Origin of the sequence: Pedobacter sp. (assembly GCF_045628745.1) — a bacterium.
Classification (GTDB): Bacteria; Bacteroidota; Bacteroidia; order Sphingobacteriales; family Sphingobacteriaceae; genus Pedobacter.
In genome coordinates, this window is the sequence record NZ_JAZQPU010000041.1 from 1 (window position 1) to 11,245 (window position 11,245).

At 39.8% G+C, this 11,245-nt stretch carries 12 protein-coding genes and 1 tRNA gene; 7 read left to right on the plus strand and 6 right to left on the minus strand.

Annotated elements, in window-relative coordinates; translation table 11 throughout:
• Nucleotides 1–341: carboxypeptidase-like regulatory domain-containing protein (locus ACR2F7_RS01710; RefSeq protein ID WP_432711882.1), on the minus strand; the 341-nt coding region annotated here is incomplete at its 3' end.
• Between the two features lie 172 nt (nt 342–513).
• Here ACR2F7_RS01710 and ACR2F7_RS01715 point away from each other — a divergent pair.
• The 3 genes from ACR2F7_RS01715 to mgtE all read left to right on the plus strand — a co-directional run bounded on the left by ACR2F7_RS01715 (nt 514) and on the right by mgtE (nt 3,212).
• Nucleotides 514–585, plus strand: a tRNA-Arg gene (locus ACR2F7_RS01715).
• A 269-nt stretch (nt 586–854) separates the two neighbouring features.
• Nucleotides 855–1,598, plus strand: a complete 744-nt coding sequence (locus ACR2F7_RS01720) for an EcsC family protein (RefSeq protein ID WP_432711883.1) — start codon at nt 855–857, stop codon at nt 1,596–1,598.
• A 240-nt stretch (nt 1,599–1,838) separates the two neighbouring features.
• Nucleotides 1,839–3,212, plus strand: coding sequence for a magnesium transporter (mgtE, locus tag ACR2F7_RS01725; protein ID WP_432711884.1), 1,374 nt, complete (start codon nt 1,839–1,841; stop codon nt 3,210–3,212).
• Between the two features lie 264 nt (nt 3,213–3,476).
• Here the strand turns inward: mgtE and ychF are convergent, their stop codons facing one another.
• Nucleotides 3,477–4,571 (minus strand): redox-regulated ATPase YchF, encoded by a 1,095-nt coding sequence (gene ychF, locus ACR2F7_RS01730; RefSeq protein ID WP_432711885.1) that lies wholly within the window; start codon nt 4,569–4,571, stop codon nt 3,477–3,479.
• 118 nt (nt 4,572–4,689) lie between these two features.
• On the opposite strand from ychF, the gene ACR2F7_RS01735 reads away from it, so the two are divergent.
• A complete protein-coding gene (locus ACR2F7_RS01735; RefSeq protein ID WP_432711886.1) occupies nt 4,690–5,181 on the plus strand; it encodes a DUF5362 family protein in 492 nt (163 codons plus the stop codon).
• Here the strand turns inward: ACR2F7_RS01735 and ACR2F7_RS01740 are convergent.
• Both ACR2F7_RS01740 and ACR2F7_RS01745 read right to left on the minus strand, forming a co-directional pair.
• Complete coding sequence (locus tag ACR2F7_RS01740; protein ID WP_432711887.1) at nt 5,134–5,883, minus strand: SRPBCC family protein; 750 nt, start codon at nt 5,881–5,883, stop codon at nt 5,134–5,136. The two genes, ACR2F7_RS01735 and ACR2F7_RS01740, sit on opposite strands and share 48 nt — an antisense overlap.
• A gap of 48 nt (nt 5,884–5,931) precedes the next feature.
• Complete coding sequence (locus ACR2F7_RS01745) at nt 5,932–6,183, minus strand: hypothetical protein (protein WP_432711888.1); 252 nt, start codon at nt 6,181–6,183, stop codon at nt 5,932–5,934.
• A gap of 199 nt (nt 6,184–6,382) precedes the next feature.
• Here ACR2F7_RS01745 and ACR2F7_RS01750 point away from each other — a divergent pair, with 199 nt between their 5' ends.
• From ACR2F7_RS01750 to ACR2F7_RS01760, 3 genes are all read left to right on the plus strand, one after another.
• Nucleotides 6,383–6,829: a KTSC domain-containing protein gene (locus tag ACR2F7_RS01750; protein ID WP_432711889.1), complete on the plus strand. Its 447-nt coding sequence runs from the start codon at nt 6,383–6,385 to the stop codon at nt 6,827–6,829.
• A 121-nt stretch (nt 6,830–6,950) separates the two neighbouring features.
• Entirely contained in the window at nt 6,951–7,334 is a 384-nt protein-coding gene (locus ACR2F7_RS01755) for a hypothetical protein (protein ID WP_432711890.1), read from the plus strand.
• 189 nt (nt 7,335–7,523) lie between these two features.
• Entirely contained in the window at nt 7,524–8,531 is a 1,008-nt protein-coding gene (locus ACR2F7_RS01760) for an SDR family oxidoreductase (protein ID WP_432711891.1), read from the plus strand.
• A gap of 5 nt (nt 8,532–8,536) precedes the next feature.
• Here ACR2F7_RS01760 and ACR2F7_RS01765 read toward each other — a convergent pair whose 3' ends face one another.
• The gene (locus ACR2F7_RS01765; RefSeq protein ID WP_432711892.1) at nt 8,537–10,450 is read right to left on the minus strand and encodes an ATP-dependent DNA helicase; all 1,914 of its coding nucleotides are present in this window, start codon (nt 10,448–10,450) and stop codon (nt 8,537–8,539) included.
• A 57-nt stretch (nt 10,451–10,507) separates the two neighbouring features.
• Nucleotides 10,508–11,206 carry a zinc metallopeptidase gene (locus ACR2F7_RS01770; RefSeq protein WP_432711893.1) on the minus strand — a complete coding sequence of 233 codons (699 nt, stop codon included), beginning with the start codon at nt 11,204–11,206 and terminating at the stop codon, nt 10,508–10,510.
• Between the last annotated feature and the right edge of the window lie 39 nt (nt 11,207–11,245).

The following is an 11,245-nucleotide window of genomic DNA, read 5'->3' on the forward strand; positions in this document are numbered from 1 at the left end:
CTGGCCCTGGTGCCGTAACCCACTACGACAACCTCCGACAAACTTCTGTCTTCGTCTTGCAGGGTTACATTAACGGTGTTACCGGTAATGCGGACTTCTTTAGTTTGATAGGAGATATAACTTACAATTAAGGTTGTGGCAGTTTCGGGGACTGCTAGTCGGAAATTACCGTTCAAATCAGTCTGGGTACCCGTATTTGAACCTTTAAGCATGACACTTGCACCGGATATGGGTTCAGTGTTTTCTGTAGTCACCTTTCCAGTGATCACTTTGGTTTGCGCTTGCACCCACGTGACTATACCAAGGAGGAGCAGAATGGTAAAAAGTAGATTTTTCATCATAATCAATTATTTTAAACCAATAAGAGTATACTGCTCAATTTATGGAAAAATAGCGCCAAATTTAGTACGGCAGAACTGTGAAGTTTTCAACATTTCAATATGTTTTTACACATTTAGAAAATAAAGCCATAAGTCTGAATTTTTGATTAAATATTATATCTTTGCCACCACTGTTCCCGTAGTTCAATGGATAGAATGTTAGATTCCGGTTCTAATGATGGGGGTTCGAATCCCTTCGGGAACACAAACAACCGTGTTTAAACACTATTTGCATAAACTAGATACTTAAATGCATACGTTTTTAACAAGAAGCTCCTTAATTGGAGCTTTTTTTATGTCTTTTACCTGTACTTACTATTACTCTATATTTTGTTAAGTATATGGTACTATAAGATCTTAATTAATTGCATTTGAGTAAGATGGGCAGGCTTTACTCTGCTGTCTGAATTTGGCTTTGTTGTTGCTCCTTGTAACTTTATTGCTCAATGCACATCTACTATTAAATTTACCTGCATGACCCCTTACGAAGAAATGGCCTATTTAGAGTTGTTAACCTGGCAGTTCAAGATGCAAAAGAAACCATCTTTAACCAATCGCTTAGCTAAAGGTATCCAGAACAGAATTAACAACGTCATACCAGAAAAGGTGCATCATGTACTCACAGTTACCATCGAGAAAATGGTCAAAGCGGTTTTATTCGGGGCCAAATACACCACCAGCACTAAGCTTGCAGAAGATGCTTCTTTTCTATTGAGGGAAAGTTATATCAAACAGCAAATTACCTTTTACCAGAAAACGGCAAGTGTAGAGGGTGCCATTACTGGTGCAGGAGGAATATTACTGGGCTTTGCCGAATTCCCTGTACTCATTGGCATTAAAATGAAACTACTCTTTAATATTGCCTCCTTATACGGTTACAATGTTAAAGATTATCGTGAACGACTTTTTATTCTTTACATTTTTCAACTTGCCTATTCAAGTCAGCAACGAAGAAATGAAATATTTAACGTTTTACAACATTGGGATCGATATATGGCCAACCTCCCTGTTCAGGCAGATGAATTTGACTGGCGCACCTTCCAGCAAGAATATCGCGATTATATTGACCTTGCCAAATTAGCCCAGCTCATCCCCCTTATTGGAGCTGCAGTGGGGGCTATTGCAAATTACCATCTTCTGGCACAACTGGGAGAAACTGCTATAAATTGCTACAGAATGAGGATCCTCAGCAAACCTTTACTTTCTACGCAATTCTGAACAATATTAACAGAGAGCTCAATACCTCATTGACTTGCGGGAGAAGAGCTAAGCTGTGCAAGGAATTAAAGTGGCAGCTCAAAATATACAATTTATTATCTTGATTGCCTTAACCTATTGACTTTCAGGTGGTGAAGAAACTCAAATAATCTCCGCTTAAAAGGGGGATTTCCGGAAATAAAACACCACTTTTGCAATCCTGATAAAAATAGCGTAAACATGTAAAAAAGGTGAATTGGTATGGAAGAAGTGATTGTTGAAGAAGTAGTTGAGCTGGTAGAACAGAACAATGATGCACAATTAAAAGTTTATTTAGATAACCTTAACATTTCTAATGTTGAGCACCTCATAGATGAACTTCCCCAATACGCTGTCAAATTTTTAGATACCCTTTCTATCAATCGTGCGGTTAACGTTTTCAGGATTCTTGACTTTCCTACGCAGGAAAGAATCATCAAAAAACTTTCGGGTCCAAAGCTTGCCGAATTAATTAACCTTTTGCCACCAGATGACAGAACATCGTTATTCAGTGAACTTAAAGGTGATGCGGTAGCCAAGCTCATTCAACTCTTGCCTGCTAAAGACCGCATAGAAGCATTATCTCTTTTAGGTTATGAAGAAGATAGTGTGGGCCGTTTAATGACGCCTGATTATGTAGCTGTAAAAACTGACTGGACCATTGCCCGTGTATTAGAACACATCAGACGTCATGGTAAAGATTCTGAAACCATTGATGTGATCTATGTAATTGATAAAAATGGTGTTTTACTAGATGACATCAGGATCAGGGAGATTCTATTGGCTCACCCAGACACCTTAATTGGTGATCTTGCTGATAACCGCTCCATTGCCCTCAAAGTAAGTGACCCTCAGGAGGAAGCGATCAACGTTTTCAGAATGAACAATCGGGTGGCTTTACCCGTGGTAGATGAACATGATATTTTATTAGGTATAGTAACGGTGGATGATATTTTGTGGATAGCCAATCAGGAATACACAGAAGACATGCAAAAAATAGGGGGTACTTCGGCTTTAGATGAGCCCTACCTCGATATGCCTTTATTTGGCCTTGTCAAAAAGCGAGTGGGCTGGCTGGTCATTTTATTTTTGGGTGAAATGCTGACCGCTACAGCGATGGCTCATTTTGAGGCCGATATTGCAAAAGCAGTCATTTTGGCTATGTTTGTACCACTCATTATCTCCAGTGGTGGTAACAGTGGTTCTCAGGCTTCTACCTTAATTATCCAGGCTATGGCGTTGGGTGAAATTACTGTGGGTGACTGGTGGAGGGTAATGCGCCGGGAAATCCTCTCCGGATTGATGTTAGGGATAGTTTTAGGGGTCATCGGTTTCTCCAGGATCTTTGTATGGACGCTTTTTTCTGATATGTATGGTCCACATTGGCTGTTAATTGCCGCTACTGTTGGCGTTGCCCTGGTAGGCGTAGTGCTCTGGGGTTCTCTCGCAGGCTCTATGTTGCCCTTACTGTTGAAAAAACTGGGTGCTGACCCTGCAACTTCATCTGCACCTTTTGTGGCCACCCTGGTGGATGTAACGGGTTTGATTATTTACTTCTCTGTAGCAGTTATGTTTTTAGAGGGCGTACTTCTCTAATTTTACACAATTCTTTAGCATCGATTATTCCTTTTTGTTCAAATTAGTCAAATACATTGTTAAAATAAGGTGGATCAAGGAACAATCATTTGGATGAAAATTCAGTGGAACAGATGTGCCCAATAATTTGACCAATAAACAATCAATGTGTCAAAAAACAAGTTGCAACTTTATAAAATGAACCAACCAACCAATTCAAAAATCATAACCCAAAAAAAATGCAGCTCTTTTGAAGCTGCATCATTAATATAGTTTTTTTTTAACTTAAACATTAAAGCGGAAATGCATAATATCGCCATCTTCCACTACATAAGTTTTTCCTTCTACACTCAGTTTTCCTGCCTCTTTACAAGCATTCTCAGATCCTAAAGCCACAAAGTCGTTATATTTAATAACCTCAGCGCGGATAAATCCTTTTTCAAAGTCAGTGTGAATAACACCGGCAGCCTGAGGAGCTGTAAAACCTTTAGTGATGGTCCATGCTCTCACTTCCTGCACACCTGCTGTGAAGTAAGTGTATAAATCTAGCAAACGGTAAGCCGCAACAATTAATTTGTTAACGCCAGATTCTGTTAAGCCTAAATCGGCCAAAAACTCCTGGCGCTCTTCATAACTGTCCAGCTCTGCAATTTCAGATTCTATCTTCGCAGAAATAACCAATACTTCTGCTTGTTCATCTTTAACAGCTTCTTTAACCTGGTCAACATATGCATTGCCATCGATTACAGAATTCTCATCCACATTACAAACATACATCACTGGTTTCTGCGTTAATAAGCCTAAATCAATGATGAACTCAAAATCATCTGCATTTAAAGCTGCCGAACGTACCGAGTTTCCGCCTTCCAAATGATTTTTAACTACCGTTAAAATTTCAAATGTTCTTTTGGCATCTTTATCAGTTTTAGCTAGCTTCTCTACTTTCTGGATACGTTTTGAAACCGTGTCCAAATCTTTAAGCTGTAACTCAGTATCGATAATTTCTTTATCCCTGATAGGGTCTACAGAACCATCCACATGGATTACATTTCCGTCGTCAAAACAACGTAAAACATGGATGATCGCATTTGTGGCCCTGATGTTACCTAAAAATTGGTTTCCTAAACCTTCACCTTTAGAAGCGCCTTTTACCAAACCGGCAATATCTACGATTTCTATTGTATTAGGAACGATTCTGTTTGGATTAACCAGCTCAGCAAGCTTAGTCAGCCTCTCATCTGGAACCGTAATAACCCCTATATTAGGCTCAATTGTACAAAAAGGAAAATTTGCAGCCTGAGCTTTTGCGTTTGATAAACAGTTAAACAAGGTAGATTTTCCAACATTAGGTAAACCCACTATACCACATTGTAATGCCATGAATAGATATTGTGTTAATTTGGCGCAAAGGTATTAAAAATTTTAAATCCCTGATAGAATAAACTTGCAGAGAAAATAAATATTCTCTATGTTTAAGGAATAAATAAGTCGTAAAAAAATGGATAATATTGAAGAAACAGTAGAGGATACACCAATGGATAATCCCGAAAAGCCGCTCATCATCACCGAAGATGTAAGAAGCTACCTTTACGAGACCTCCAAATGGACGAAGTTCCTCTCTATATTGGGTTTTGTGTTTACGGCGATGATAGCCTTATTTGCCTTTGGCTCAGGTGCATTTATATCCTTACTGAGTAAATATAGCCCTGGTAGCGCACTAGGAGCCATGGGGTCTGGTTTTTTAACCGTTTATTTCCTTGTGATGGCAATGCTGTACTTTTACCCTAGTTTAATGCTGTTTAAAAATTCTAAGGCTACTCAAAAAGCAGTTTTATATGGCGATCAGGAAAGTTTAAGCGCAGCCATGCTCAGCATGAAATCATTTTTCAAGTTCTGGGGCGTGCTCATGATTGTATTGATCGTGTTTTATGTCTTGGTGTTGCTAATGGCTATCGTTGTAGGAATGAGCGCCGCTAATATGGCTTCGTAGGGGTGATACATTCACTGGTGTTTTGTGTTCTATCCTGTATTTAAAGCTTTTAATTTCTTTTTCCAGCAGATGTTCAAAATAGGGGTTGATCAATTTTGATAACCCCACACCAACACCTCCAATGAGTGGTCGGTAGGAGAGCACTACTCTCATCAGCGTAGCACCATTATTTGGAGATTGCTCAAACTCCACCCTGCCAACGTGGTGCATCAGCTTGTTGTTGCTGGATTTCCAGCCAATAAGGCGTCCAGGCTCGTCTTTTACAATTTCAGCATCCCACTTCACGGCAAACAGATTACCTAAAATCTTAGACTTCCAGGTAGAATGGTTTTCGTCTACCACTTCTACATTTAACAAACGACTAATGGTGCCGGGCAGGTTTTTCAAATTCCTCCAATAGGCATAAACTTCAGCAGGTGGAAGGTCTATTTCAAATTCGCCTTTAATATTTACAGCCTGGGGCTTTTTACCATCTATGCCCAGGTATTCATAAAATAAACAGTTACCACTTATACCACGGTAGGCAAGGTATAGCCCATACATAAACCTCGACTTGAAAGGGTTTTTAAGTGAAGAGCCAAGGAGGATACCACCGAGTAACATGGAGGCTAACCGTTCATTAAAGCCAACATTTTCGGGGTTATGTGTCTCAATTGAATATTCACCTGAAGTAGGGCTAATCTTGTTTTCTATCGTTTCCATTACTATCTATGTTGAAATTTAACAGGGTTGATTGCTGCAGACTGCACATTATGAAATTTGTTTCTCTTTAATTGCTTTTCCAATGGCATTTACTTTGGCTTGTACCAAGCTGCCCCACAATTGTTCCCATTCTCCTTTTACGTCTTCCCGGATCTGGGTTAATTGTTTCCCTTGCAGCAGACACCTGTAATATGCAGCGCCATCACTGGTTTCTTCAGGTTTGACTAAAATGGTTTGATCTGTACCATCAATATTGATTTGTACCTCAAATTCCGGATTGTTCACCGCTAACTCTGTCATTTTTTTAAATTATTATTGGGTTACATTCTTATATTCAGCATACCGTTGGATTGTAAATATGCCAATGCCTCTATTGTAAACACAGAATAATGCTTTGTGTTTTGTTTCCTTTTAAATAGCTGGTGCTGATGTGATTTGTATAATTAATTGAAACATAATACGATTACTATAAAAAACTATGTATCTTTGCGCAAATTTTATGAAGAAAATAGTAGATTACAGAAAATTGTTAGGTGTTCAAAAGGATGCCGAACTAAAAGAATTAAAGACCATTTACAGGAATTTAATGAAGGACTGTCACCCTGACAAGTTCCAGGATAATGAAGAAGCTAAATTAGAAGCAGAACATAAAAGTAAGGAAATCATTGAAGCTTACCACTTTTTAGTGAGTATTGCTCCTGAAACCCTAAACCTTTCTATTGAGGAATATACCCAAACAACATCTACTTGTGGTATTGCTGATTTTACCTGGGAGCGTCAGGTACTTAAAGTGCATTTCCTTGATGGTAGTGGTTATGAGTATTTTGAAGTGCCTAGAGCAGTTTACGTTAAATTGGTTAACGCAGATTCTCCTGGTAGATTTGCCCGCAGACATATCTTCAACGTTTTTGCCTATAGAAATATCGTAAAAATGCAGACTGCCTAATTGCCATCAATCTTTTGATGATGCATGATCCTCTACGCCACAAGCGCAGGGGATTTTTTATGGATCAACAATGCAATATCAATGGATCTTTTCCTGATCTTACAGCTGTAGAAACGTGCTTTTGAGCTATAAAGCTTTTATTATAGTGTTATTCTTCTGGATAACTGGTATATTAGCGGCAATTATGGGTTACGCAAAAGAAAGAGGAAAGCTTGAAAAGCTGGTATTAAAAGTGGTAAGTATAGCTGATTATGATGAGAAGAATGTAGCAATTCTTGTTGATAGCCAGGAAAAATATTCACATACAGTAAGGATCTTAAAAAATAAAGAACCAGAAACATTTACATCATTGTTTCAAAATGAACTGGAAGAAGTAAAAGCGAGTAGAAAAACATTGAAAGAAAGTGATACCGAGGAAGCTCGTCAAACTAACTTCACCGGTTATAAAACTGCGATCTTGAATGCATTAGAAAAAACGATTAATACCACCAAAGAGACTTTGTAAAAAAGTTTTTTATAGCATAATAAAGCCGTATCATTGATGAAATGATGCGGCTTTTTCATGATACCCCTGACTTTTTGATATTTATTTAGCCATTTTAGGTATTTAACTTTAGCTTTTCCGTATTTATTCTTTTCAATAGGGCATAGGATTTGATTTTAAATAAATTTATCTCAAGAAAGGAGTAACAAGATGGAAGAACAAAACAAAATAAGCAGAAGAAAAGTAATTGGTGGCATAGGTGCCGGATTAGCTGCTGCAGCTGTTTCTCCAGCATTTGGAGCTACAGACGTCCATACCTTTGGTAACTGGACAGCGGTAAAGTTGGAAGATCCGGTAACTAAATATCCAAAACCACCTTTTAAAGTGCAGTTTCAGCCATGGCCCGGTTTGGCAGGCAAAATGGAGCCTATACCAGATCATGGCGAAAAAAGTTATAAGGGTTCCGGACGTTTAATGGGCAGAAAAGCCCTCATAACAGGTGGGGATTCTGGAATGGGTCGTGCGGCTGCCATTGCTTATGCGCGTGAAGGTGCTGATGTTGCCATTAACTACCTTCCTCATGAAGAACCAGATGCCCAGGAGGTGGTGGCCTTAATCAAAGCTGAAGGTCGTAAAGCCATTGCCATTCCCGGCGATTTAAGGGAAGAATCATTTTGTACTCGCCTGGTGGATGATGCTGTTCGTGGTTTAGGTGGCCTCGATATTTTAGTCAGCAATGCTGCCCGTCAGCAAGCCCATGATTCCATTCTGGACATCACGACAGAACAATTCGACTGGACCATTAAAACTAATATCTATGCTCCATTTTGGTTAATCAAAGCGGCATTACCACATTTAAAACCAGGTGCTGTAATTATTGGCACTACCTCTGTGCAGGCCACAGATCCTTCACCAGAACTTTATGATTATGCACAAACCAAGGCGGCAACCACAAGTTTTGTACGTTCACTGGCTAAGCAATTAGGCCCAAAAGGCATCCGTGTAAATGGTGTTGCACCGGGGCCCATCTGGACTCCCTTGCAAGTGAGTGGTGGTGCCAAGCCTGATAAGCTGGAGAAATTTGGGGCAGACACCCCTTATGGCAGACCCGGTCAACCTGCAGAACTCGGCTCCATTTATGTGCAGCTGGCCGCCAACGATGCCAGTTATTCTACAGGACAGGTTTATGGTGCTGCAGGCGGAAGTGGACAGCCTTAATTATTTTAAAACAGCTGCAGGTTAACCAAAGGCTTATTGCTTGCAGAAGCATCTTGCCTGGTGTTGATCTGCTGCTGATGTTTGCTGATCCAGGCACTGTATTCTTCAGGCTTAATTGGTTCTTTTAACAATTCAGTAGCATAATGCATCATGGAGATTCTGTTTTCTATGACCATTCTGTATTTTTGCAACAGTTGTTGAATATGCTGCTGTACTTTGTTCTTTGGCTTAACGCGAATCATCTTGTTCAAAGGATTAACCAGCAAAATAGTCATCTCCTTAGTGAAATAGGCCAGAGCCGCCGACATCCTGCTTTGAAAAACTTCCTGTTCTTTAAAACCGTTCTTCTGTTGCAATTGCTGCAACTGTTGCTTAAAGCGATCAGAAAAATTCACCAGTGTGTCAATTGCTTTTTGAAGCTGACTCAGCATCGCCTTCAATTCAGGTAAGCCACTTTTAACCACTTCAGGATTCGTTGCCAAAGCATCCAGACCAGTAAGGAGACTTTGAAAAGAAAAATTAGCCAATACCAGTTGGAGAATGAATTTCTCCTGTGCCGCAACCAGCAGCTGCTCTAATTCATCCTCTTTTGCAGGTTTCATGTAATTGATCACTTCAGCATTAGACCTTAAACTCTCCGTACTGATTTTAGATTTTAAAACCAGTCCGTTTAAAGTTCTTACCCTACTTAAAGCAACATAAACTTGTCCGGCAACAAAAGATTTTCCAGCATCAATAATGGCATTGTCGAACGTTAAACCCTGGCTCTTATGGATCGTTACCGCCCATGCCAGTTTAATGGGGTATTGCGAAAACTCCCCAATCTGCTGTTGCACAATCACTTGTTCAGCATTGGTTTTATATTCGAAAGATTGCCATGACGTTTTTTCCAGCAGTAAATCCTCTTCTCCCGGAAAGGAGATGTAAATTTCATTCTCCTGGATGGACTTGACCTTCCCGATTTTACCGTTGTAGAATTTGCGGTTCTCACCTGTATCATTTTTAATGAACATAATTTGAGCACCGGCCTTCAGTTTTAAAGATTGCTCGGCCTGTAAATTCAGGTCTCTGAAATCACCACTAATTTCGCCTTCAAAAACATGTTCTGTGCCCTTAAGCTCATCCAGCTTTTCCTTGTTAATGGTATTTGCTTCCGCATTATGAGAGGTAATAATGATTGGGTTCAACTCATTCGAAGCACTAAATAAAGGATCATACCTTTTATTCAACAGCTCTAGTCCGCTATCACTGATTTCATTATTCCTGATGTCATTTAGAATTTTTATAAATTCAGGCTCTGTTTGTCGGAAAACTTTTGTTAATTCAACTTGTAACAGGGGATTTCTGCGGATGACATAGGCGTCAAAAAAATAGGGTGAGGCATAAGCACGACGTAAAAATGCCCAGTCTTCTCTTTTAGTCACTGGTGGCAATTGAAATAAATCGCCGATGAGCAATAGCTGTACGCCACCAAAAGGAGCATTGTTTTTCCTTACTGATCGGAGGATGGCATCAATAACGTCAAGCAAATCGCAGCGAACCATAGAAACCTCGTCGATCACCAGGAGCTCCAGCTCATTGAACAGGCTGATTTTATCTTTGCTGAAACTTAAATCACTCACCATCGACTGGATGGAAATAATGCCCGCCTGCAGATTTTCAAGACTGATATCGCCGGGAAAAAAAGAACCCGGAGGCAATTGAAAAAAAGAATTGATGGTGGTGCCTTTGGCATTCATGGCAGCAACACCCGTAGGTGCAAGAATCACCATCTTTTTCTTAGAGCTTTCCTTGATCTTTTTAAGCAAAGTTGTCTTTCCTGTTCCGGCTTTACCGGTCAGAAATAGAGGTTCATTTGTGAAATCTATAAAAGATATAACCTTGTCGAAAATTGAATTAGTAGTCCCACCATTGCTCATGCTGCAAATTTAACCTAAATTTCCGGCTGTTTTTATATCATATGGAATTTGGAAGTGTTAACTCCTGTCCCTGCTGTTCATAAACAGTAAAATATAATATAAAAGGGTGGCAACGGAACTTATTGCGGCAACAACATAAGTCCTTGCTGCCCATTTTAAAGCATCAGCAGCCTTATCATGCTCCGCAGGAGTAGTCATTTGTGTGCCCTCCAGCCATTTCAGTGCACGGTTACTCGCATCGTATTCAACAGGCAGCGTTACCAGCGTAAACAAGGTAGTAATGGCAAAAAGAATAATGCCTAAAAGCAGAATAGTAGGGTTGGCACTGCCAAACATTAAGCCCAAACCGGCCAGGATGATCCATTGAGAAAGCTGTGAGCTGATATTTACCAAAGGCACAATAGCGCTGCGGAAAGTAAGCATGTGATAAGCAGTAGCATGTTGTACCGCATGGCCGCATTCATGTGCCGCAACGGCAGCAGCAGAAATACTTCTGCCAGCGTACACATCAGGACTCAGGTTTACCGTTTTATCAGCAGGGTTATAATGGTCACTCAGCTTGCCCGGCGTAGAAAGCACACGTACATCATAAATGCCATTATCTGAAAGCATCTTTTCAGCAATCTCTTTACCACTCATGCCATTTCGAAGGCCAATCTCACTGTATTCCTTAAATTTACTTTTGAGTCTGTTACTAACAATCAGCCCAACAATAAACATTATTCCTGCTATTAAATAATAACCCATTAATCCCATGTCTTTTTTTCTTTAAACTGTTGTATTCTATACAAAAAA

Coding starts and splice junctions, on each gene's coding strand:
- ACR2F7_RS01720 (WP_432711883.1), top strand. CDS start 855: ATGACCCCTTACGAAGAAATGGCCTATTTAGAGTTGTTAACCTGGCAG.
- mgtE (WP_432711884.1), top strand. CDS start 1,839: ATGGAAGAAGTGATTGTTGAAGAAGTAGTTGAGCTGGTAGAACAGAAC.
- ychF (WP_432711885.1), bottom strand. CDS start 4,571: ATGGCATTACAATGTGGTATAGTGGGTTTACCTAATGTTGGAAAATCT.
- ACR2F7_RS01735 (WP_432711886.1), top strand. CDS start 4,690: ATGGATAATATTGAAGAAACAGTAGAGGATACACCAATGGATAATCCC.
- ACR2F7_RS01740 (WP_432711887.1), bottom strand. CDS start 5,883: ATGGAAACGATAGAAAACAAGATTAGCCCTACTTCAGGTGAATATTCA.
- ACR2F7_RS01745 (WP_432711888.1), bottom strand. CDS start 6,183: ATGACAGAGTTAGCGGTGAACAATCCGGAATTTGAGGTACAAATCAAT.
- ACR2F7_RS01750 (WP_432711889.1), top strand. CDS start 6,383: ATGAAGAAAATAGTAGATTACAGAAAATTGTTAGGTGTTCAAAAGGAT.
- ACR2F7_RS01760 (WP_432711891.1), top strand. CDS start 7,524: ATGGAAGAACAAAACAAAATAAGCAGAAGAAAAGTAATTGGTGGCATA.
- ACR2F7_RS01765 (WP_432711892.1), bottom strand. CDS start 10,450: ATGAGCAATGGTGGGACTACTAATTCAATTTTCGACAAGGTTATATCT.
- ACR2F7_RS01770 (WP_432711893.1), bottom strand. CDS start 11,206: ATGGGATTAATGGGTTATTATTTAATAGCAGGAATAATGTTTATTGTT.